Genomic DNA, 23468 nt, shown 5'->3' with positions numbered 1-23468 from the left:
GATCATCCGTTGCGGATGCGGACCTCGGTTTGCGCATCAAACAGGTAAAGGCGGGATTTGTCGATGGTCACACCCACGCGCGCGCCCTCGACCGACCGCTCATCGCCGCGTTCCTCGATCACGATGCGTTCGCCGGTGTCGGAGGTGAGGTAAACGAAGGATACGCCACCCAGGCTTTCGGTCAAATCGACGGTATGGGTGTCGCCTGCGGGATCGACGGCCAGATGTTCGGCGCGCATGCCCACAGTGACGGCCCCGCTATAGGAGGCGGGGATCACACCTGCGAAATCGGCTTTCATACCCGGCACGGTGACTGTGCCATCCTTGGCCGTCCCGCCCAGAAAGTTCATCGCGGGTGAGCCGATGAAACCCGCCACGAATTTGTTGTCAGGGTCACGGTAGAGGTCCATCGGTGCGCCGACCTGTTCGATCCGGCCCGCGCGCAGCACGACGATCTTGTCGGCCAGCGTCATCGCCTCGACCTGATCATGGGTGACGTAGATCATCGTCGCCCCGATCTCGCGGTGCAGGCGGGCGATCTCGACGCGCATTTCCACGCGCAATTCGGCGTCGAGGTTGGACAAGGGTTCGTCGAACAAGAACACCTCGGGTCCGCGCACGATGGCGCGGCCGATAGATACGCGCTGGCGCTGACCGCCGGACAGGGCGGCGGGTTTGCGGTCAAGATAAGGTTCGAGTTTCAGGATCCGCGTCGCCTCGGCCACTTTTTCGGTGATGACGGCCTTGGGGTGGCCGTTCATCTTGAGACCAAAGCCCATATTCTCGCGCACGGTCATATGCGGGTAAAGGGCGTAGGTCTGGAACACCATCGCCACCCCGCGCTGTGACGGGTCGAGCCGGGTCACATCGCGGTTGCCGATGACGACAGCACCGTCGGTGGTTTCCTCGAGCCCCGCAACCATACGCAGCAAGGTGGATTTGCCGCAGCCCGAAGGCCCGACGAAAACGCAGAATTCCCCGTCGCCGATGGCCAGATCAATCCCGTGGATGACCTGCACATCGCCGTAGCGTTTGACCACATTCTTCAGCGTGACACCCGACATCGCCTATCTCCCCGTTTGTTCTTTTGCGTCATGATCGGGAAAGCTCCAGCTTTGGGCGTCCCTTGCGATTTTGCTGGCCGTATCCTGCAGGATCGGCACATAGGATTCGAGACCGGCCAGATTGGTCCGGCTGGTCGTGCTGGTCACCGACAATGCCCCTAGCACGCGCCCGCCATCCGACAGGATCGGCATGGCGACACAGATGATTCCGGGTTCATGTTCTTCGCGGTCAAAGCCGTAACCATTGGCGCGGATATCGGACAGTTCAGTGCGCAGCGCGGTAGGCGTTGTCAGCGTGGCGGCGGTGAATCGGTGGAAACTTTGCTGTTCGATCACCGCGTCGATGGTTGCGGGGTCGGAAAACGCCAGCATCACCTTGCCCACACCTGTGCAATAGGCAGGGCCAACCTTGCCGGCCTGACTGAACATCTGCACCGGATTGTTGGCGTTGCGCTTGTCGATATAAAGCACCTGCGCATGGTCAAGCTGGGCCAGATGCACGGTTTCGCCGACAGCGGCACTCAACGCGTCGACATGGGGCCGCGCGATGGGGGCAAGCGTGGATTGTTCCCACGCCGCATGGGCCAGCCGCACCAGTCGCACGCCGGGCGAATAGGTCTGCCGGTCGGGATCATAGGCCAGCATCCGCTGGTTCGTGAGGGTCTGCAAAAAGCGGTAAAGCGTGGGCTTGGGAAAGGACGACGCCGCCAGCACTTCGCTGAAACGCACAGGCCGACCGTAAGCCGCCACCTGATCCAGCACCTCCAGTGCCTTGCCGACCGTCCCGTCGCTTGTCATCTGCTCTCCCTCGCTCCCGCCATGCGGCCTGCGGATTGTTGCAGGCGCGTCATGGCTGTTGACAAGGCTAGCGGCTTTGCGATTAAGTATCAATATGCAAAACCTAGTTTCACATAATGAAACCAAGGTGGACCATGGAAGCACCTAGGGAGGATATAATGCGTTCCATTTTGAAAACGTCGTTCGCGGCGTTCGTTGCAGCGGGCATTGCGGCATCTGCGATGCAGGCCAATGCACAATCGCTGACCGGCACTTTGAGCATTTTCTCGGACATGTCCGACCCGGCACCGCGCGCGGTGATGGAAGACATGGCAGCCCGCTTTGGCGAGATGCACCCGGAGCTGGACGTGCAGGTCACGATCATCGACCGCGAAGCCTATAAAACCCAGATTCGCAACTTCCTGAGCGCGAACCCGCCGGATGTCGCCAACTGGTATGCCGCCAACCGGATGCTGCCTTATGTCGAGGCCGGTCTGTTTGACGACGTGTCCGACATCTGGGAAGGCCAGATGAGCGAAGAGCTCGCCTCGACCAAAGGCGCGCTGACCGTGGACGGGGCGCAGTATGGCGTGCCTTACACCTACTATCAGTGGGGCATCTATTACCGCAAAGACCTGTTTGAACAGTTCGGCCTGTCCGAGCCCAGCACTTGGGAAGAAGAGCTGGCCAACTGCCAGACCCTGCTCGACAACGGCATCAAGTGCTATGCTATCGGGACGCGCTTTTTGTGGACGGCCGGTGGCTGGTTCGACTATCTGAACATGCGCACCAACGGCTATGACTTCCACGCGCGCCTGACCAATGGCGAAGAAAGCTGGACCAGCGACGAAGTCCGCGCGACTTTCGCCAACTGGCGCACGCTGATCGACATGGGCGCCTTCATCGACGACCACCAGTCGCTTGACTGGCAGGAAGCCTTGCCTTTCGTCGTGAACGGCCAGGCTGCCAGCTATCTGATGGGCAACTTCGTCGTCGCACCGCTGCGTGAAGCGGGCCTGACCGATGACCAACTGGATTTCTACCAGTTCGTCGAAATCACCCCCGGTATCCCACGTGGTGAAGACGCGCCGACCGATACGTTCCACATCCCATCGGGTGCCCAGAACAAGGAAGCCGCACGCGAATTCCTGCGCTTTGTGGTCTCGGCCGACAACCAGACGCTGATCAACAACGGTCAGAACCTGGGCCAGCTGCCTGTGAACGCGATGTCCTCGGTCGATGATGACAAGTTCCTGCAGCAGGGTTTCGACATGTTGTCGAACCGTGCGCCGGGCGGGATCGCGCAGTTCTTCGACCGTGACGCACCTGCCGAAATGGCAGCGGCCGGCATGGAAGGGTTCCAGGAGTTCATGGTGTTCCCCGACAACCTCGACGACATCCTCGAGCGGCTGGAAGCCACACGTCAGGACGTTTACTAATCCTCCCACGGGGTGCGCAGCAATGCGCACCCCTCTCGTGCCGGGCGTAGCCTCATCTGCGCCCTGCACAGCTTTTTCCTCTGCAGACAGGCCTGCCCATGACAATTTCCACTGACAGCTACAGCCAGTCCCCGCGCGGCTGGTACAAGCGCAACGAAATTGCCATCACGCCTTGGCTGTTTCTGGCCCCCGGCATGGCGTTTTTCGCGGTCTATGTGATCTGGCCGATCTGGCAAAGCTTTGGCATGTCGCTTTACGACTGGAACGGGCTGGGCGATATCGACACCAACGGCACCTACATCGGGCTCGAGAATTATAACAAGCTGTTCGGCCTGAACGGTGAACGCGCCGACCGCAATTTCCAGATTTCGCTGTGGAACAACGTCAAATGGCTCGTGCTTTACCTGCTGGCGATCCCGCTGGGGCTGTTCATCGCGCTGTTCCTTAACCAAAACGTGCGCGGTATCCGGCTCTACAAGTCGCTTTTCTTTTTCCCTTTTGTCATCAGCCAGGTCGTGGTCGGCCTTGTGTTTTCGTGGTTCTACCTGCCCAACGGCGGGCTGTTCTCGATCATGACCGGCTGGTTCGGCTTTCAAATACAGGGTGGTGTGCTGGGCAATCCGACCACCGCGACATATGGCATCATCGCCGCAGGCCTCTGGCCGCAGACGGCCTATTGCATGATCCTTTACCTGACCGGCCTGAACGCCGTTGACCCCGAACAGGTCGAGGCCGCGCGTCTGGACGGTGCCAAGGGCCGCAAGATGCTGTGGTATGTGATCCTGCCGCAACTCAAGCCCGCGACCTTCATCGCCTTTGTCGTCACGATCATCGGTGCCTTGCGCAGTTTCGATCTGGTCTCGGTCATGACTGGCGGCGGACCTTTCGGGTCCACGCGCGTGCTGTCGTTCTACGTGTTCGAGAAATCCTTGTCCGAACGCGGGCTGCAATACGGCTATGCTGCCGCAGTCGCGGTCGTGCTGTTCATGATCATGCTGGTTTTCATCTCCTACTTCCTGTGGGCGATGTACAAAGACGAAAAAGGGGCACGTTCGTGACTGTTATGTTGAACCCCGTCCCGGGCCTGACCCGGGACCTCCCCTTCACCCCGATCAACAGGTCCCGGATCATGTCCGGGACGGCGGAGCGCTGACATGTTTCCAACGCCTGTCCAGAAAACATCCCCCGCGGTCCGCATCAGTTATCAGGCCTTTCTGCCTGTCGCACTGATCCTGTGGCTGCTGCCCTTGATCGCCGTGATGATGTTCTCGATCAGACCCGCTGCAGATTTCACCGCCGGCAATTTCTGGGGCTGGCCGTCGTCTTTTGAAGGCTTCACCAACTACGGGCGGGTGTTCTTTGAAAGCGCGATGCCGCGCTATCTGCTCAATTCCGTGCTGATTACGGTGCCCACCGTGATCGGCACCGTCGCACTGGCCTGCATGACGGGGTTTGCGCTGGGGGTCTACAAGTTCAAGGGCAACCTCTTGATCTTCTTCATGTTCATCGCGGGCAATTTCGTGCCGTTCCAGATCCTGATGGTGCCCGTGCGCGACCTGACAGTGGACCTCGGGCTTTACAACACCAAGACCGGCCTTGTGCTGTTCCACATCGCCTTCCAGACCGGCTTTGCCACGCTGTTCATGCGCAATTTCATCCGCGCCCTGCCCTTTCCCCTGATCGAGGCTGCCCGCGTCGAAGGCGTCGCCGAATGGCGCATCTTCTGGTATGTCGTTTTGCCGCTGATGAAACCGGCCATCGCCGCGATGGCCGTGCTGGTCTTTACCTTCATCTGGAACGATTATTTCTGGGCCATCGTGTTGACCCAAGGCCCTGAAAGCCAGCCTGTCACCGCCGGGATCACCAGTTTCAATTCGCAGTTCCGCGCCGCCTATCACCTGATGAGCGCGGGCTCCATCGTGGCCGCCCTGCCGCCGGTGCTGATGTTCTTCCTGATGCAGAAACACTTTATCGCGGGCCTCACGCTCGGGGCTGTAAAGTAGAAATACCATGACCCATACCTACCGGATCGACGCTGGGCGCCAGACGCTTGTGCTGGCGGCCATCAATGCCCGCCTGCCGCAGGTCGTCTATTGGGGCGCCCGCCTGCCCGCGGACGAAGACCTTGCCACGCTGCACGCCGCTCACGCCATCGACATCACGGGCGGGATGCTGGATGAAAACCCCGACCTGTCGCTGTGTCCCGAGGCGAGCCGCAGCTTTCCGGGCCAGCCCGGCCTGATCCTGCGCGATGCCACTGGCACACCGCTGCTGCCGATGTTCCGCTTTGCGGATGCGGTGCTGACCGACACGGACCTGCGCCTGACCTTTCGCGATGCGGACAACGGGCTGGACCTGACCTGCACGTTTCAATCCGACCCTGAAACCCATGTGATCACCTGCCAGACCACACTTGACGCGGATCACCCTGTACATCTTGACTGGCTCGCCGCCCCTGTGCTGCCCGGCCCGCAGCACAGCGAGGAGATGATCGACATTTCCGGTCGCTGGTGTGGTGAATTCCAGCTGGCGCGCACGCCATGGTCGCCCGGCATCCGGTTGCGCGAAAGCCGCACGGGCCGCAGCGGCCACGAACATGTCCCCGGCCTGATCGTCCCTTGCCGCGGCGCGACGAATACCCAAGGCGAGGCTTATGCCTTTCACTACGGCTGGTCCGGCGGGCACCGCATGATCGCCGAGGAACTGGCCGACGGGCGGCGGCAAATCCAGTGGGGCCATGCTGCAGGGGCCGAAACCGAAGCTGGGACGCATTTCAGCACGGCGCCGCTTTACATCACCTATTCCGATACCGGCTTGAACGGCTGCGCCGTCGCGTTCCAGCGCCACCTGCGCGACCGGATCGTCACTTGGCCTAAACCCGACACCCCGCGACCTGTGCATTACAACTGCTGGGAAGCCGTCTATTTTGACCATAAACTGCCTGTGCTCAAAGACATCGCCACCCGCGCCGCAGCCCTTGGCGCGGAACGCTTCGTGCTCGACGACGGCTGGTTCGGCAAGCGCGACGATGACACGACCAGCCTTGCCGACTGGACAGTGGACACGCGCAAATACCCCGACGGGCTGCACCCGCTGATCGACCATGTTCACGGGCTGGGCATGACCTTCGGTCTCTGGTTCGAACCCGAGATGATCAACGAGGACAGCGACACCCATCGCGCCCATCCCGACTGGGTGCTGGGCCGTGCAGACCAGACCCGTGGGCGCCAACAACTGGTGCTGAACATGGCGTTGCCTGCGGTGCGCGATTATCTCTATGACCGGATCGCCGCGATCCTGACCGATCATCCGATCGACTATATCAAATGGGACCACAACCGCGTCCTGCCGTCGCCCGATGCCGCGCAGACACGCGGGACCTATGCGCTGCTGGACCGGCTGCGCGCGGATTTCCCGTTGGTCGAGATCGAAAGCTGCGCCTCGGGCGGCGGGCGGATCGACTTTGGCATCATGCAGCGCACGCAGCGTGTCTGGCTCTCCGACAGCAACGATGCGCTGGAACGGCTGCGCATCCAGCATGACGCGGCCCTGTTCCTGCCGATGGCGGTGACCGGCAGCCATGTCGGGCCGCGCGTCTGCCATACCTCGGGGCGGACGCTGGATATTTCTTTCCGTGCATGGGTCGCCGCCCAGCGCCATATGGGGTTCGAGATGGACCCGCGCGAATTGACCGACCACGAGGCCACCGTGCTGGCCGAGGTCACAAGCTGGTGGAAGCACCATCGCCACTGGTTGCACAGCGCCGATATTCTGCGGCTCGACAGCGCTGACCCCGCCGTGATCGCCGAACAGCAACTGGCGCGGGAAAAGGACCGTTTCGTGGTGTTCGCAGGCAAGGCCGCGACCAGCACGCAGATCGTGCCGCGTCCCTTGCGGCTAACCGGACTGGACCCAAAGGCACGCTATCGCGTCAGTCTGGTCAACCGCGACACCGCCCCGCGTCTGTCGCGTGGCGCACCCTTGCTCAAGTCCGAGGCGCTGGTTGTGACCGGCACCTATCTGATGCATCACGGCGTCACACTTCCGTGGTCGTTTCCGGAACGGATGTGGGTGCTGGAAGGGGAAAGACTATGACCGCGACATTCCACGATCTTGCGGATGCGTCGGTGTTCATCACCGGCGGTGGCAACGGCATCGGTGCGGCACTGACCGACGGGTTTCTGGCGCAAGGCGCCAAGGTCGCCTTTGTCGGACGGTCCGACGCCAGCGCCTTCGTGGATGAGATGGATGCCAAACACGGCAACCGCCCGCTGTTCATCCAGTGCGACATCACCGATACCGATGCCTTGCAAGACGCTATCGCCCAGGCCGCGCGCACCCACGGCCCGCTGAAAGCGCTGGTCAACAACGCTGCCAATGACGCCCGCCACGAGGCCGCGACCATCACCCCCGCCTATTGGGACAAGATGCAGGCGGTGAACCTCAAGGCCTATTTCTTTGCCTGCCAGAAAGCGGCCAGCCTCATGGCCCCGCACGGCGCGATCATCAACTTTTCCTCGATCAGCTATATGTTCGGTGCGGCGGATATGATCGCCTATACCACGGCGAATGCAGGGATCACGGGGATGACACGCTCGCTCGCCCGCGAATGGGGGCCGCGCGGGATCAGGGTGAATGCGATAGCGCCCGGCTGGGTCTTTACCGAAAAACAGGAAACCATGTGGGCGACGCCGGAAAGCAAGGCCGCCTTCATGGAACGGCAATGCATCCCGGAACCGATCATGCCCGCCGATATGGTCGGACCGGTGCTGTTTCTGGCGTCCGACGCATCGCGGATGATGACGGGCCAGACCATGGTCGTCGATGCCGGCGTGGTGACCACAGGATGACCGCACCCCTCACCCCCGCATGGATCGCCGTCGATTGGGGCACCTCCAACGTACGCGCCTGGGCGATGTCGGCCAGCGGCACGGTGCTGGCCCAGACCACGTCCGACAAGGGCATGGGCGGGCTGGACCGCGCGGGGTTTGAACCCGCGCTGCTGGCGCTGGTCGGCGACTGGTTGCACGGCCCCACCCCCGTCATCGCCTGTGGCATGGTCGGATCGCGCCAAGGCTGGGTCGAGGCCCCCTATTCCGCCGCACCCTGCCCGCCTTTGGGCGGCAGTCTTGCCATTGCGACCAGCCATGATCCGCGCCTTGCCGTCCATGTCATCCCCGGCGTCAAGCAGCTCCAGCCTGCCGATGTCATGCGCGGCGAGGAAACTCAGATCGCAGGCTATCTTGCCCAGAACAAAGGCTGGGACGGTGTGGTCTGCCTGCCCGGCACCCATACAAAATGGGTCCATGTCAGCGCAGGCGAGATCGTCAGTTTCCAGACCTTCATGACAGGCGAGCTGTTCGCGACACTGGCAGCGCAGACCGTGCTGCGCCATTCCATCGCCGCTGATGGCTGGGACGATGCCGCTTTTGAGTCAGGTCTTGCCGATGCTTATGCGCGCCCTGAAAAGCTGGCCGGTCGGCTGTTCTCGCTGCGCGCGGAAGGGTTGCTGCACGACCTGTCAGGCGCCGCCGCCCGCGCGCGCCTGTCGGGGCTGCTGATCGGGGCGGAGCTGGCCTCGGCCAAACCTTACTGGCTGGGCCAGCAGATCGCCGTGATCGGCGCGGGCGCGCTGGCACGGCTTTACGTGGCAGCGCTTGCGCAGCATGGTGCGCCTGCCACACAGGTCAATGCCGAAGCCGCTACGCTTGCTGGCCTGACCGCCGCCTATCGCCAGTTGAAAGGATAAAGATGGACCGCCCCCTGATCGCCATCCTGCGCGGCATCACGCCGGACGAGGCCGAAGCCGTCACCGCCGCCCTGATCGCCGCTGGCATCACGAAAATCGAGGTGCCGCTGAATTCCCCCGACCCGTTCGACAGTATCGGCCGCATGGCACGTGCCTTTGGCGATGAGGCACTGATCGGGGCAGGCACGGTCCTGTCCACCGATGACGTTGGGCGCGTGGCACAGGTCGGTGGGCGGTTGATCGTGTCACCCAACTGCGACCCCCGCGTGATTGTCGCGACCAAGGCCGCAGGCCTGCAAAGCTGGCCCGGCGTCATGACACCCACCGAATGTTTCGCCGCATTGAAGGCTGGGGCAGATGGGCTGAAGATCTTTCCCGCCAGCCTGATCGGCCCTGACGGGATCAAGGCGATCCGTGCAGTGCTTCCTCAAGGCACGCAGGTCTATGCCGTGGGCGGCGCGGGCGCTAGCAATTTTGCAACATGGATGGCGGCTTCTGCGGATGGTTTCGGCATCGGAACTGCACTTTATCAACCAGGGCTGAGCGTGGCCGACATCAGCGCCCGCGCGCGCGACATCGTCGCCGCCTATGACGAGGCCGCGCAATGATCTTCGACGACACACAATGCACCCTTGGCGAAGGCGCGCTTTGGCATCCGTTGCGCGGCGAATTGTTCTGGTTCGACATTCTGGGCAAACGCCTGCACAGCAAGACGCGGCACTGGCAGTTTGACGAACATGTTTCTGCCGCAGGCTGGGTGGATGCGGACACGCTGATCGTCGCGACGCAAACCGCGCTGATCCGCTTTGATCTGGGCGACGGCAGCCAGACCCCGCTTTGCGCGCTCGAGGCGGATGACCCCGTCACCCGCTGCAACGATGGCCGCGCGGACCCGCAGGGCGGGTTCTGGATCGGGACCATGGGGATCAATGCCGAACAGGGCGCGGGCGCGATCTATCGCTATTACAAAGGCGCGCTGCGCCAGCTTTTTGCGCCCGTCACCATCAGCAATGCGATCTGTTTCGCCCCCGACGGCAAGACCGCCTATTTCACCGACACACCGACGCAAAAGATCATGCGCGTGGCGCTGGATGCTGACGGCTGGCCGCAAGGCGACCCTGCGGTCCATATCGACCTGAGCGCGACCGACTTCCGCCCCGATGGTGCGGTCGTCGATGCGCAAGGCAACCTGTGGAACGCGCAATGGGGGGCGCACCGCGTCGCGGGCTATGCACCCGATGGCACCTTCCTCGAAAGCTACAGCTTTGCCGCCGCGCAAACCTCCTGCCCTGCGTTTGGCGGCGATGACCTGTCGGTCCTGTTTTGCACATCGGCCGCCACAGGGCTGGACGGGCCGGACGAAGGCAAGACATACGCTGTCCCCACACCCTACAAAGGGCAGGCAGAGCATCAGGTGATCCTGTAACCCTGCCCCCTACCTCGCATCTCAAAAGGCTGACACATGCACCGCACGCTTGGCATCTGCTATTACCCCGAACACTGGCCAGAGGCCCAATGGTCCGAAGACGCCGCCCGCATGGTGGACGCTGGCCTGTCCTGGGTGCGGATCGGCGAATTTGCCTGGGCGCGGATGGAGGCCGTGCCGGGCACCCTGACATGGGACTGGCTTGACCGCGCGATCGAGGTGCTGGGTGCGGCGGGGCTGAAGGTGGTGCTTGGCACACCGACCGCCACGCCGCCGCGCTGGATGCTGGACAAATACCCCGACATGCTGGCCGTCGATGCGCAGGGCCGCGCGCGCAAATTCGGGTCGCGCCGACACTATGATTTCAGCCATCTGGGTTACCGCGACGAATGCCGCCGGATCGCGCGTCTGATGGGCGAGCGTTACGGCAAGAACCCCCATGTCGCCGCATGGCAGATCGACAATGAATACGACTGCCACGACACGACCTTGTCCTATTCGGACGCTGCAAGGCGCGGATTTCAGGACTGGCTGGCGCAGAAATACCAATCGCCCGATGCGCTGAACCGTGCGTGGGGCAATGTGTTCTGGTCGATGGATTACGATACATTCGACCAGATCGACCTGCCCAACCTGACCGTGACCGAACCCAACCCCGCGCATGTGCTGGCCTTCCGGCGCTATAGCTCGGATCAAGTGGTGGCGTTCAACAAGGTGCAGGCGGACGAGTTGCGCCGTCACACCGCCGCGCCGCTCATTCACAACTACATGGGCCGGATCACGACCTTCGATCATTGGAAGGTCGGCGCCGATCTGGATATTGCGTCCTGGGACAGTTACCCGATCGGCTTTCTGTCCGACCGGCTGGAAGGCACGGCCAAGGAAAAGGCGACTTTCCTGCGCCAAGGCCACCCCGACATGCAGGCGTTCCATCACGATCTTTACCGTGCTGTGGGCAAAGGCCGGCTCTGGGTCATGGAACAACAGCCCGGCCCTGTGAACTGGGCGCCCTACAACCCAGCCCCCCTGCCCGGCATGGCGCGTCTTTGGGCCTGGGAGGCCTTTGCCCATGGTGCGGAAACCGTCTGCTATTTCCGCTGGCGGCAAGCGCCTTTTGCGCAGGAACAAAACCATGCGGGACTTTTGCGCCCCGACAGCGCGCCAGCTCCTGCGCTTTCCGAATGCCGTCAGGTCGCGGATGAGATCGCAAAGCTGCCCGATGTCGGCACGGCCAAGGCGCAGGCGGCGCTCGTGTTCGATTACGCCAGCGCCTGGGCCTGGGACACCCAGCCGCAGGGGGCCGATTTCGAAGCCTTCCGTCTGGCCTTTGCCGCTTACCGCGCGCTGCGGCGGGCGGGGCTGAACATCGACATCCTGCCGCCCGATTGCGCCGATCTGGCGGGTTATAAACTGGTGCTGGCGCCGGGGCTGATGAAAATCAGCGACCCGTTGCGCCGCGCACTGGCCCGCTTTGACGGCATCGCCCTGATCGGCCCGCGCAGCGACACCAAGACGGATGAATTGAGCATCCCCACCCCGCTTGGCCCCGACCTGCCCGATACCGATCTGTCTGTCGTGCTGACCGAAAGCATCCCGCCCGACGCCAAGATCAAGCTGCAAGGCGGCGGCCGTTTCCGGCACTGGTTCGAACATCTCGAAGGCACGGCACCGGTGCATCTGACCACCAAATCAGGCCAGCCCGCGATCATGGGCGGCGATCATTTGCGCTATCTGGCGGGCTGGCCCGATGATGCGACCTTTGATGCGATCATCGGCGGGCTGTGCGATGCGCTGGACCTGCCCAGCTTTCAGCTGGCCGAGGGATTGCGGATCAGGGACACCGCCACACACCGGTTCGTGTTCAACTATGCACCCAAGGCGCAGGCTTGGGGCGACGTGATCGTCCCAGCGGCGGGCGTGCATTGGGAAGCACTGTGATGCAGGTGTTCGGCACCACCAAGGACGGCAAGACCGCGCATACCATCACGCTGCGCGCGGGCGACCTGACCGTCACCATCTTGACCTATGGCGCGCGGGTGCAGGACCTGCGGCTGGTGGGCGTGGATCACGGGCTGACGGTGGGGTCGGAGGATCTGGCCGATTACGAAGGCGCGATGCTTTACCACGGGGCCATCGTCGGGCCTGTCGCCAACCGGATCAGCACGGCGCGCGTCCGGCTGGACGGTATGATGTACGAACTCGAACGCAACGACGGGCAGGCGCATCTGCATTCGGGGTCCGAAGGTGCACACGCGCAGGTCTGGGATGTGGTCGAGGTGAGCGAAGCCTCTGCGACACTCGCGCTCGACATGCCCGACGGCTTTGCGGGTTTGCCCGGCAAACGGCGCGTGACGGCGGTATTCACGCTGACAGCACCCGCAACGCTGACGCTGGCGATCAGCGCGACCAGCGATGGCACGACGCTGATGAATTTCGCCAATCACAGTTACTGGAACCTTGACGGATCGGCCACTTGGCACGGGCACCGCCTGCGGATCGCGGCGGATCATTACCTGCCCATCGACGACGCCTTTTGCCCGACCGGTGATGTGGCGGATGTGACGGACACCGGCATGGATTTCCGCGACGGCCCAGTGCTGGGCGCGCAGACCCCGCCGCTCGATCACAATTTCTGCCTGTCCGACAGCGTGGAACCGCTGCGCGATGTGCTGTGGCTGACAGGTCAAAGCGGTGTCAGCATGACGCTCGCGACCACGATGCCCGGGATGCAGGTCTTTGACGGCCGCCCCCGCTATGACGCGCTGGCGATCGAGGCGCAGCGCTGGCCTGATGCCCCCAACAACGCACATTTCCCCCAGATCAAGCTGGCGGCGGGTGCGACCTACAGCCAAGTGACACGCTGGACATTCTCAGGCTGACGGTCTGCAGGCAAAGGAGGCGGGACAAACCGGCCCTGCGCCGCTAGGATGTGCCCGACCCACCTGCCAAGGCACAGAATGACGATCACCCACGACGCCGACCTCGCCCATCTGCAGACCATCGGAAAGATCGTGGCGACCACGATGCACCGTATGGCCGCTGCGATGGAACCGGGCATGACCACGGCCGAACTCGACGCGCTTGGCGCTGACCTGCTGGCGCAGGACGGAGCCACGCCCGCGCCACGTGCGATCTATGGTTTTCCCGGCGCCACCTGCATCAGCGTGAACGAGGAAATCGCCCATGGCATTCCCGGGTCCCGCCGCCTTGCACCGGGTGATCTGGTGAATATCGACGTATCCGCATCGTTGAACGGCTACTTTGCCGACACCGGCGCCAGCTTTTGTCTAGGTGCGGCCACGCCCGCGCAGGCGCGTCTGTGTCGCGATGGCGAACAGGCGATGCATATCGGTATCGCGCAGGTCCGCCATGGCCGGCCGCTCGCGGGCATCGGCAATGCCATCGGCGGGTTTGCGGCAAAGCGCGGCTATACGCTGATCCGCAACCTTGCCAGCCACGGGATCGGCCAAAGCCTGCATGAAGAGCCAAGCGAGATTCCGACATGGCCCACCCGTGGCGACCGGCGGCGCATCCATGACGGGATGGTCCTGACGGTGGAGCCGTTCCTGTCGCGCGGCGGGCACTGGGCCGATACCAAAGGCAAGGACGATTGGACGCTTTACAGCACGCCCAAAGCGCCGGTCGTGCAGTACGAACACACGGTGGTCGCCACGCGCAAAGGCCCGATCATCGTGACCTTGCCGCGATAAAGTGCGCCTGCCGATGACGCGGCGCAGCTGTGCAAAACACGGTCGCTGGATGTGCCGTGCTGCTTGGCCCTTTTGCCCGCGCTGCGGCTGCGCTAGACAGCGCAATGCCCATCGCTTTTGCCACGCTTGAAGATTTGCTCAACCACGGGTTCGACACCGTGATCGACGTGCGATCGCCAGCCGAATTCGCGCTGGATCATATTCCGGGCGCGATCAACCTGCCCGCCCTGTCCAACGCCGAACGCGCAGAGGTCGGCACCATCTACAAACAGGTCAGCCCCTTCGAGGCGCGCAAACTGGGCGCATCATTGGTCGCGCGCAATGTGGCCGACCATATCGCGCAGGCGATGGCGGACAAGGACGGCGGCTGGCGGCCCTTGGTCTCTTGCTGGCGCGGGGGGCAAAGGTCGGGGTCTTTCGCGTCGATCCTTGCCCAGATCGGCTGGCGCACCGACACGGTGCAAGGCGGCTACCAGACATTCCGGCGGCTGGTGCAAAAGGCGGTCTACGACACCCCCCTGCCACACCGTGTCATCCTGCTGGATGGCAATACCGGCACCGCAAAAACAGCGCTGCTGGCGCGGCTGGCCGCGAAGGGCGTGCAGGTCGTCGACCTTGAAGCCTTGGCCAACCATCGCGGGTCGTTGTTGGGCGGCGGCGATCAGGGCCAGCCATCGCAGCGGGCGTTCGAGACATCCATCGCGCTGGCGCTGCACCGGCTGGACCCTGCCCGCCCTGTCCTGATCGAGGCGGAAAGCAGCAAGATCGGCCGGTTAATCATCCCGCCTGTCCTGTGGAAAGCAATGTGTGCCGCCAAGCGGATTACTGTGGGCGCGCCGCTTGCTGCGCGCGCCGCCTATCTGGCGCAGGCCTATGCCGATATCGCCGCCGACCCAGAGGATATGGCGCGCAGGCTGATGCCCCTGCGCTATGTCCGTGGGCATGAGGTGGTGGATGGCTGGTTGGGCCTGCTGAGCGCGGGCGATCTGACAGGGTTCGCCGGTGCGCTGATGGACCAGCATTACGACCCTGCCTATGCAAAATCGCGCAAAATCGGGGCTGATGACGTGCTGGCCGATCTGCACAGCGACACGCTCGACGATGCCGGACAGGACAGGCTGGTCGCGGAGATCCTGCCGTTGCTCAGCGCAGACTGATCTGTGGCCCTTCGGTAATCTGCCCGATGATGGCGGCAGTATAGCCCGCCTCGGTCAGGTCGCGCAGCAGGCTATCGGCGCTTTTGGCAGCGACCGCCGCCAGCAAGCCGCCTGCTGTCTGGGGATCAAAGGCCAGATCAGGCACAGCACCGCCGACCATGCCTGCCCCCGTCTGATTGTCGGCAAACAGCGTCGAGCGCACACCTTTCGCCGACAACGCCGCCGCTCCCGCCATCACTGGCACTCGCGTCCAGTCCAGCACAGCCCCCGTTCCAGAGGCATCGCACATCCCCCGCAGATGCCCCAAAAGGCCGAAACCCGTCACATCGGTCATCGCATGGGCCTCCCGCAGGATCGCGGCGGCGGCGGCCTGCGATTGCATCATCAGGTCCAGACAGGCGATCACATCAGCCCCGCGCGCCTGCCCTGCCATGTCACCAGCCATGATCGTGCCGCTGCCGATGGGTTTGGTCAGGATCAGCGCATCGCCCGGCCGCGCGCCTGCGAGTGTGATGGGCCTGTCCACCAGCCCTGTGATCGTGAAGCCGATGGTCAGCTCATCACCCAGTGAGCTATGCCCGCCCACGATCCGCGCGCCTGCCTCGGTCATGGTGGCGGTCGCGGCCGCCATGATCTCGGCCATGGTGCGCTGCTGCAACTCCGCGCTCATCCGTGGCAGGATGATCTGCGCCGTCGCGGCCTGCGGGGTGGCCCCCATCGCCCAGATATCGCCCAAGGCGTGAATGGCGGCGATGCGCGTCATCAGCACCGGATCGGCGGTCAGCGCGCGCAGATGGTCGGTGGTGATGATCTGCCCCGCCTGCACCATGCCCGCGTCATCGCCAAAGGCATCGCCCAGCACCTGCTGCAAGGCTGCACGGCCCACCTTGGCCCCGCAACCGCCACACATCGGCTTGTCGCCCAAGGCCTCGCGCAGGCCAAGGGCCGCGGTTTTCGGCAGAACTGGCCCCTGCATCACGGGCAGGTCGTCAAGCTGCGTCATGAACTTGGCGTCGATCCGGTCCTTGAGCCGCCACAAGAGCCGCCCTTGCCAGACCGTCCCGAACTTTTCCGCCAGCGCCGCTTTCTGGCCCAGCGAGATCAGCTTGAGATAGTCGCGCTGCGGCGTGTAATCGCGCAACTGCCCGCCGGACAAGACCGCGCGCAGGTTGTCGAACAACACAGGCGCCTGCCTCACGGCATAGACCCCTGCCTTGGGGCGGGGGCTGGCCGCCATATGGGCGCAATCGCCCACGGCAAAAACGGACGCGTCACTGGCCTGCAACTGCGCGTTCACTGTGATAAATCCGTCCTGCAGATCAAGCCCCGTGCCTGCGATCCAGTCATGCGGCTTGGCCCCTGCCGCACCGGTGGTGAAATCGCTGTGGATCAGGCGACCGTCTTTCAGCAGCACACCTTCGGGGAACACCTGCGTCACTTCGGCCTGTTCGATGATCTCTACGCCGTAGCCCGCCAGCGCCGCCAGCATCCTTTGCCGCGCCTTGTCGCCAAGGGCGGCCAGCGCACGGCTGCGGTCGATCAGATGCAGTTTCGGGGATCTGTCGCGCAACGCATGCGCCATGGCAAGCGCCAGTTCCGCCCCCGCGACACCACCCCCGATCACGGCGATTTTCGGGGCTTTCGCGCGGGTGCGGTAATCATCCCAAGCCTGCGCAAAGGCCCCCAAGGGTTTGGCCGGAATGCCATGCGCGGCGAAGCCTTCCAGCACGGGCATTTCGGACGTGATCCCTACGTCAATCGCCAGCACGTCATAGGCGATGGGCGGCCGCCCCGGCACGGTGACGGTGCGCGCTGTGCGGTCAATACCTGTCACCGCCCCGTTGATGATCCGCGCCCCTGCGAAACGGGCCAGTTTGACCAGATCGATATCCAGATCATCGCGGCTGTAGTGCCCCGCCACGAACCCCGGCAGCATGCCCGAATAGGCCGCTGTCGGACCGGGGTTGATCACCGTCACCCGCACGCCTGCCAGCGGGTCCATCCCCCATTTGCGCAACACCAGCGCATGGGTATGGCCGCCACCGACAAGCACAAGGTCACGGGTAAAGGGGTATCTATCCATGCAACGCCTTTAGCGCGGCACCTGTCACGGCGATAGCCATTGGCCCGCCCAATCATCGCTTCGTGAATAGGCCGCGCGGCGGTGCTGGTCGCCCAGATGCACAAGGTCGATCTGCATGACATGGCAGGACAGCACGGCAAAGGTCGCAGGGTCGGGCTGTTTCACATAATCCAGCGCCGCCCCGATCGGCGCACCGGGGGGCGGGGTGACGCCATAGCTTTGCTGCGCATGGTCAGGAATCTTGTCCCAAAGCGCGCGGACATCCGCCCCGCTTTGCACCGTAACCTCGGCCTGCAGCCTGATCTGGAGGGCTTGCGGGCGCAGCCAGACATGCAGCGCCACACGCGGATTGGCGGTCAGGCTCGCTAGCTTGGTCGATTGCAGGTCGGTGTGCAGCGTGACCACCGCAGCGCCCTGATCGGCGGATCGCAGCACCATCGTGCGCGCCTCGGGCCAGCCATCAGGACTGACAGTGCAGACTGTGGGCAAACGGCAAGGATGGCGTGCATCGGCCACGCCGCGTGCCAGCATCCCCCAGGCCCGCGTGCGCAGCCCCTCCAGCGTGGTGAACCAGTCAGTCATAGCCTGTCATCTCCAGATAGCCGCGTCCTTGGTGGGTGCCGTGAAACGTCACCGGCCCTTCCCAGTAGGGGACGCTGGTCGTCATCCACGCGTCATCGTTCAGCGCCTCGACCGTCACATCGACACCGCGTGCAGGCAAGGTCAAGCGCCAATGGACCGGCACGCCCGCCGCATTGCTCATCAGCGGTTCCACCTGCAAGGCCCCGTCCGGGTAAGGCGTGGTTTCCCCGTCTGCCGTGATCCATGTCGCAGAGGTGTAATTCATCCCGTCCGTCTGTTGCAGCCGGAAGCCCATCAGCTTGTTGCCATCATCAAACGACAGCGAAAACCAGTCCCAGCCGGTCTGGTTATCCGCCAAAGGCTGCGACGACCATTCGCGGTCCAGCCACGCACTACCCGTGACCTGCACATCACCGGTCGGCAGTTGCAGCGTGCCTGCAATCTCGAAAAACGGCTGCGAATAGTAATAGGACGCCTGCCCCGCCGCCGATTTCACCGAATAGCCGCCCTCGCCGTGGAACACCAAAGGGCCGGTCGCGGTCAGCGTCATGTCATAGCCGAAATCCGCACCCGTCGCGCGCATATGCAGGGTCTGCCAGTCGCCTTCCAGCGCCCAGTCGTCGATCCATGCGCTGAACGGGTCGGCCACGACACCTGCCTGCCCGATCCCGCCCCGCGCGAGCCGTTCGGCGACGAAATGCGCGGTCTCTGTCGTCACCGCCGCATGGCCCATCCAGAGTTGCGGGCTGTCCCAGCCTTCGGCCTCGTAAGGTGCCAAGGCAGAGCGGAACAGCGTCCATTGCAGGCCGTAGGGCGTGCCGTCGGCATCCTCCAGATTGGCGGTCAGATACCACCATTCGATCCGGTAATCAGGATGCGCGCCATGATCGGCGGGGAAATCGAACACTGGGTCAGGGGCGGGGGTGGAAAAACCTTCAACCTCGGTCCCGAGACCCGCGAAACCTTGGGCCAGTGCTGTGACCGGCAACAGGCAGAGGATCAGCGCTTTAGCGTTCATTGGCAAAAACCTTCAGCAGATCGCCGGGCGGTGTGCGCGCCAGCCGCCATGCGGGCCAGCCTGCAGCAAGAACAGCCGCGAGCAAAGCGAACCCGCCCAGACGCGCGTAATCCAGCGGGAAGAGATACATCGGCAACTGCCAGCCAAAGGCCGCAACATTCACAACCGCGAGCAGGACCCACGCCAGCGCAAGGCCCAGCGGCAAGGCCAGCGCCGCTGTCAGCACCGCCAGCATCACCGCGCGCAGCAATTCCAGCCGCCCCAAGGCACCGCGCGTCATGCCCATCGCCCAAGCGGGGGCAAGCTGCGGCACCCGCATCGCGGCCAGGGTCAGCAGGCTCATCAGAATGGCGAAACCGGCGACCGCCAGCGTCAGGATATTCAGCGCGGTGGTGACGGTAAACGTCCGCTCGAAGATCGCGAGCGAGACGGCCTTGATTCCCGCCTGGTCGATAGTCTGGCCAGCGCCGATACCTGTCGCTTCGGTCAGTCCGGTGACAAAATCAGCCGGATCGCCCGCCACGCGCAGCCCGAACTGGCGCGCCTCGATGCCGGGAAATTCCTGCGCAAAGGCATCCAATGCCAGAACAACCTGTCCTATCGGATTGCCGTAATCGCCGTAGATGCCCGCAACCGGCAGGGTCAGGCTGCCGATAGCAACCATATCGCCAAGGCCCAGCGCCCCCCGCCGCGCCAGTTGTTCATTGATGACAACTGCCTGCCCCGCAAAGGTCGCGTACCACGCGTCGGGCGTGCTTTGCAAAAAGCGCCAGTTGTCGCGATAGGTGGCATGGTCGCGGGTGCCGAACACCTCCGCCGGTTGGCCCGCGATCTGCACATCGGCGGACTGGATCGGCAGGACGGCAGCCCCCGCACCTTCGGCAAACGCGACCAGTGCGGCGGTCTGTGCGGCGCTGTCCGTGCTGATATAAAGCTCGGACGCCAGCCGCTGGTCCAGAAAGCCGGTGAAGGTCAGCCGAAAGCTCGACACCATCGTGGACACACCGATATTGGCCGCAATCGCCAGCATCAAGGCCATCAGCGCCAGCGACAGGCCGGGCAATTGCTGGCGCGTGTCAGCCCAGAACCATTGCGCGGTCACACCCCGCGCCCGCCCGCTGGCAAAGGCCAAAACCGCGTTCAGCACCGGCGGCAAGGCAAGGGCTGCGCCGATCAGCAAGGTCCCGAGCAAGGCAAAGCCCGTCACCAAGCCATCCGCGTTGAAGGCCAGCACAAAGGCCACGGCCAGCAGCACCAGCGCCGCCCCCATCTGAAAGCTGGCCCGCCGCCCTGCCGCCATCGCCAGCGCGCGCGGTTGCGCAGCCGCCAAAAGCGGCATCCGCGCGATCCCCCACAGCGCCGATGCGCCCGCGAGCAAGGTCCCAGCAAAGGCAATCCCCAGCCCCGACGCCCACCAACTGGGCCGCAGTTGCAGGGTGCCCGACACATCCGCCCCGTAAAGCCCGCGCAAGGTCGCGGCCACATCGGGCAACAAAAGTGCGGCGATCACATAACCCAAGGCGACCCCGATCACGCCTGCGACCAGCGCAAAGACCAGCAGTTCCGCCAGCATCAACCCGATCAGGCGGTTCAGCGGCAGGCCCAGCGCGCGCAGCGTGCGCACCATGCCGCGCCGTTGTTCAAACGCGAGGCCAATCGCACCATGCACGATGAAAATGCCCACCGCAAAGGACAGAAGGCCAAAGGCGGTCAGGTTCAGATGGAAACTGTCGGTCAGCCCCGCGATATCGGTGCCGCCTTGCGCGGGTTGCAGGGTGAGGTCGGGCGCGATCTGCGCCAAGGGCGGCAGGTCGCGGGGTTGATCGGGCAGCATCAGCAGGCTGTCGATCAGCCCCGCACGGTCCAGCAACCGCTGCGCGGTGCCGATGTCGGCGATGGCGGTGTCATCGGCAAGGTCATCCGAGATCAACACCTCGACCCCATCCAGCCGTGCGGCCGTCGCAGCATTGGCAAAGACTTGATCGCCCCCCGTCAGAAAACCCGCAAGGTTCACATCCCCGCCCAAAGTGACCGGCCCCATGCCTGCAGGGGCTGTCAGCGCCTCGATCCCGATCAGCCGCACGCCATCCAGATCGCCAGACAGCATCGGGCTGACCAGCCAGCCCGCGCGGCGGAGCGTCACGAACACATCCTGCGCGAAGGCTTCGCCGTCACGCGCGACCAGACGGTCATAGCGGCCTTCGTCCAGCGTGCTGGCGGCAGCGTCATAGCTTGCGCGCGCCTCGGCGTTGATCGCCTGCACGCCGGACCAGAGGCCCGTCGCCAGCGCCAACCCCGCCAGCAGCGTGAACAATTGCACCGGATTGCGCCACCAATGCGACAGAAGGGCTGCAAACGCCGCCCGCGTCATGCCACCTGACCCGCGCGCAGATGCAGGCGGCGTTGCAGGCGGGCGGCCAGCACCTGCGAATGGGTAACCATCAAAAGGCCCGCGCCGGTCTCGGCCACCAGTTCCAGCATCATGTCCATAACCGTCGCGGCGGTGGTCTCGTCCAGATTGCCAGTCGGTTCATCCGCCAGCACCAGCTTGGGGCGCGGAGCCAGCGTGCGCGCAATGGCAACGCGCTGTTGCTGGCCACCCGACAGCTGTTCGGGATATTTGCGCAGATGGTCCGTCAGCCCCATCCGTTCGGCCAAGGTCGCACACCATGCCGCGTCATGCCGCCCCGCCAGCCGCGCCTGAAACGCGATGTTGTCGGCGATCTTCAGGCTGGGGATCAGGTTGAACTGCTGAAACACCACACCGACCGTGCCACGCCGCAAGGCCGCACGGCCTGCGTCATCAAGGCTGGCGATATCCTGCCCGTCTAGCATGATCCGGCCCGCATCCGCGCGGTCAAGCCCGCCGATCAGGTGCAACAGCGTGCTTTTGCCACTGCCCGATTCGCCAGTCAGCGCAAGGCTTTCGCCCGCCTCCAGCGTCAGGCTGACGCCGCGCAGCACGGGGAAAGGGCCGTCAGCCGTGGCATAGGTCTTGGTCAGGGTGTCAACGATCAGCAGTGTCATGCAGGTCAATTAACACACGGCTGGCCGAAGGAAACGCTTGGGCTTGCCAAAACTGCCGTGCCGCGACGTTCTGGCTTTTGCGCGCGTGCTGTTACGGTAAGCTGCAACCAATCAACGGGGGAGGATACCATGACCGACATCGTCATTCTGGGCGGCGCACGCACTGCCATCGGCACTTTTGGTGGCGCGCTGGCGGGCACCACGCCCATCGAACTCGGGACAGTGGTGGCAAAAGCCGCTTTGGAACGGTCGGGTATCGCGGGCGACCGGATCGGGCATGTGGCCTTTGGCCATGTCATCAATACCGAACCCAAGGATATGTATGTCAGCCGTGTCGCCGCGATGCAGGCGGGCATCCCCGACAGCGTGCCTGCGATGAACGTGAACCGGCTCTGCGGGTCCGGCGTGCAGGCGATCATCTCGGTCGCGCAATCGCTGATGCTGGGCGATGCCGATTTCGGCCTTGCCGGCGGGTCCGAGAACATGAGCCGCTCGCCCTTTATCATCTCCGACCAGCGCTGGGGCGCCAAGATGGGCGATATCCGCACGCAGGACATGATGCTGGGCGCGCTGAACTGTCCTTTCGGCACCGGCCATATGGGGGTGACGGCGGAGAATGTGGCGGGCGAACATGGCGTCTCGCGCGAAGAACAGGACGCCTTTGCGCTGCAAAGCCAGCAGCGCGCGGCGGCGGCCATCGCAGCGGGCTATTTCGACAGCCAGATTGTGCCGGTCCCGATCCGCAGCAAGCGCGAGACGGTCGATTTCATCCGCGACGAACACCCCAAGGCCACCACGGCCGAGGCGCTCGCCGCCCTGCGCCCCGTGTTCCAGAAAGACGGCAGCGTCACGGCGGGCAATGCCTCCGGCCTGAACGACGGGGCGGCGGCGATTGTGCTGGCGCGCGCCGATGCGGCGGCGGCGGCAGGCCTGACCCCGCGTTTCCGCATTCTGGGCTATGCGCATGCCGGTGTCCGCCCCGAGGTGATGGGCATCGGCCCTGTCCCCGCCGTGCGGGCGCTTTTGGACAAGACAGGACTGGCCGCGGCTGATTTCGACGTGATCGAATCCAACGAAGCCTTTGCCGCGCAAGCATTGGCGGTCAGCAAGGAACTGGGCTTCGACCCCGCCCGCGTGAACCCCAACGGCGGCGCGATTGCACTGGGCCATCCCGTGGGGGCGACGGGGGCGATCATCACCGTCAAGGCGATGTACGAGCTGGAGCGGACAGGCGGCAAACGCGCACTGATCACGATGTGCATTGGCGGCGGGCAAGGGATCGCACTGGCGATTGAGCGGATCTAGCGAGACTGCAGTTACATTCGGCAGCGGCGGACAGGCGTGTCATGCGAACCATGATCCATGCCGCGCTCGACCGTCGCCGAGCAGCAAACTTGACATATCTACTCCAAACGTGTGCGCTGGCGGCCATAGTG

Annotated in this window: 20 protein-coding genes; 13 read left to right on the top strand and 7 right to left on the bottom strand. The window is 64.0% G+C overall.

All coding sequences use genetic code 11. The features are described from left to right. Nucleotides 1-2 precede the first annotated feature (2 nt). Together VCK47_RS15305 and VCK47_RS15300 are read right to left on the bottom strand one after the other, a co-directional pair. Nucleotides 3-1064, bottom strand: a complete 1062-nt coding sequence (locus tag VCK47_RS15305; protein ID WP_322891631.1) for a sn-glycerol-3-phosphate ABC transporter ATP-binding protein UgpC — start codon at nucleotides 1062-1064, stop codon at nucleotides 3-5. A 3-nt stretch (nucleotides 1065-1067) separates the two neighbouring features. After that, complete coding sequence (locus tag VCK47_RS15300) at nucleotides 1068-1862, bottom strand: IclR family transcriptional regulator (protein WP_322891632.1); 795 nt, start codon at nucleotides 1860-1862, stop codon at nucleotides 1068-1070. A 158-nt stretch (nucleotides 1863-2020) separates the two neighbouring features. On the opposite strand from VCK47_RS15300, the gene VCK47_RS15295 reads away from it, so the two are divergent. From VCK47_RS15295 to mnmH, 12 genes are all read left to right on the top strand, one after another. Continuing rightward, complete coding sequence (locus tag VCK47_RS15295) at nucleotides 2021-3280, top strand: ABC transporter substrate-binding protein (RefSeq protein ID WP_322891633.1); 1260 nt, start codon at nucleotides 2021-2023, stop codon at nucleotides 3278-3280. A 98-nt stretch (nucleotides 3281-3378) separates the two neighbouring features. Then, entirely contained in the window at nucleotides 3379-4338 is a 960-nt protein-coding gene (locus tag VCK47_RS15290; protein ID WP_322891634.1) for a sugar ABC transporter permease, read from the top strand. A 96-nt stretch (nucleotides 4339-4434) separates the two neighbouring features. After that, the gene (locus VCK47_RS15285; RefSeq protein ID WP_322891635.1) at nucleotides 4435-5283 is read left to right on the top strand and encodes a carbohydrate ABC transporter permease; all 849 of its coding nucleotides are present in this window, start codon (nucleotides 4435-4437) and stop codon (nucleotides 5281-5283) included. A gap of 7 nt (nucleotides 5284-5290) precedes the next feature. Further along, on the top strand, nucleotides 5291-7375 hold the full coding sequence (locus tag VCK47_RS15280) for an alpha-galactosidase (protein ID WP_322891636.1): 2085 nt from the start codon (nucleotides 5291-5293) through the stop codon (nucleotides 7373-7375). Then, complete coding sequence (locus VCK47_RS15275; protein WP_322891637.1) at nucleotides 7372-8130, top strand: SDR family oxidoreductase; 759 nt, start codon at nucleotides 7372-7374, stop codon at nucleotides 8128-8130. Before VCK47_RS15280 ends, VCK47_RS15275 begins: the two co-directional genes overlap by 4 nt. Then, on the top strand, nucleotides 8127-9029 hold the full coding sequence (locus VCK47_RS15270; protein WP_322891638.1) for a 2-dehydro-3-deoxygalactonokinase: 903 nt from the start codon (nucleotides 8127-8129) through the stop codon (nucleotides 9027-9029). Before VCK47_RS15275 ends, VCK47_RS15270 begins: the two co-directional genes overlap by 4 nt. A 2-nt stretch (nucleotides 9030-9031) precedes the next feature. Further along, nucleotides 9032-9637 carry a 2-dehydro-3-deoxy-6-phosphogalactonate aldolase gene (locus VCK47_RS15265; RefSeq protein ID WP_322891639.1) on the top strand — a complete coding sequence of 202 codons (606 nt, stop codon included), beginning with the start codon at nucleotides 9032-9034 and terminating at the stop codon, nucleotides 9635-9637. Next, entirely contained in the window at nucleotides 9634-10455 is an 822-nt protein-coding gene (locus tag VCK47_RS15260) for an SMP-30/gluconolactonase/LRE family protein (protein ID WP_322891640.1), read from the top strand. The genes VCK47_RS15265 and VCK47_RS15260 overlap by 4 nt, the downstream gene beginning before the upstream one ends. 36 nt (nucleotides 10456-10491) lie before the next feature. Then, entirely contained in the window at nucleotides 10492-12393 is a 1902-nt protein-coding gene (locus VCK47_RS15255) for a beta-galactosidase (RefSeq protein WP_322891641.1), read from the top strand. Further along, entirely contained in the window at nucleotides 12393-13334 is a 942-nt protein-coding gene (locus VCK47_RS15250) for an aldose epimerase family protein (RefSeq protein WP_322891703.1), read from the top strand. Before VCK47_RS15255 ends, VCK47_RS15250 begins: the two co-directional genes overlap by 1 nt. 78 nt (nucleotides 13335-13412) lie before the next feature. Beyond that, nucleotides 13413-14165, top strand: a complete 753-nt coding sequence (gene map, locus VCK47_RS15245; protein WP_322891642.1) for a type I methionyl aminopeptidase — start codon at nucleotides 13413-13415, stop codon at nucleotides 14163-14165. Nucleotides 14166-14269: 104 nt separating this feature from the next. Next, nucleotides 14270-15322 (top strand): tRNA 2-selenouridine(34) synthase MnmH, encoded by a 1053-nt coding sequence (mnmH, locus tag VCK47_RS15240; protein ID WP_322891704.1) that lies wholly within the window; start codon nucleotides 14270-14272, stop codon nucleotides 15320-15322. Here mnmH and selD read toward each other — a convergent pair. The 5 genes from selD to VCK47_RS15215 are packed head-to-tail and all read right to left on the bottom strand — an operon-like array spanning nucleotide 15309 to nucleotide 22032. Beyond that, entirely contained in the window at nucleotides 15309-17405 is a 2097-nt protein-coding gene (gene selD / locus VCK47_RS15235) for a selenide, water dikinase SelD (RefSeq protein ID WP_322891643.1), read from the bottom strand. The two genes, mnmH and selD, sit on opposite strands and share 14 nt — an antisense overlap. Nucleotides 17406-17429: 24 nt before the next feature. Next, nucleotides 17430-17987, bottom strand: a complete 558-nt coding sequence (locus tag VCK47_RS15230; protein ID WP_322891644.1) for a pyridoxamine 5'-phosphate oxidase family protein — start codon at nucleotides 17985-17987, stop codon at nucleotides 17430-17432. Beyond that, nucleotides 17980-19005 carry a lipocalin-like domain-containing protein gene (locus VCK47_RS15225; protein ID WP_322891645.1) on the bottom strand — a complete coding sequence of 342 codons (1026 nt, stop codon included), beginning with the start codon at nucleotides 19003-19005 and terminating at the stop codon, nucleotides 17980-17982. The genes VCK47_RS15230 and VCK47_RS15225 overlap by 8 nt, the downstream gene beginning before the upstream one ends. Then, complete coding sequence (locus tag VCK47_RS15220; protein ID WP_322891646.1) at nucleotides 18995-21376, bottom strand: FtsX-like permease family protein; 2382 nt, start codon at nucleotides 21374-21376, stop codon at nucleotides 18995-18997. Before VCK47_RS15220 ends, VCK47_RS15225 begins: the two co-directional genes overlap by 11 nt. Beyond that, entirely contained in the window at nucleotides 21373-22032 is a 660-nt protein-coding gene (locus VCK47_RS15215; RefSeq protein ID WP_322891647.1) for an ABC transporter ATP-binding protein, read from the bottom strand. Before VCK47_RS15215 ends, VCK47_RS15220 begins: the two co-directional genes overlap by 4 nt. 129 nt (nucleotides 22033-22161) lie before the next feature. Between VCK47_RS15215 and bktB the strand changes: the two genes are divergently transcribed. Further along, nucleotides 22162-23337 carry a beta-ketothiolase BktB gene (bktB, locus tag VCK47_RS15210; RefSeq protein WP_322891648.1) on the top strand — a complete coding sequence of 392 codons (1176 nt, stop codon included), beginning with the start codon at nucleotides 22162-22164 and terminating at the stop codon, nucleotides 23335-23337. The last annotated feature ends 131 nt before the right edge of the window (nucleotides 23338-23468 follow it).

The sequence above is a fragment of the Yoonia sp. 72 genome, from assembly GCF_034652275.1.
Classification (GTDB): domain Bacteria; phylum Pseudomonadota; class Alphaproteobacteria; order Rhodobacterales; family Rhodobacteraceae; genus Yoonia.
Note: the sequence above shows the minus strand (reverse complement) of the source record. Positions and strands in the feature narration are given on the sequence as shown.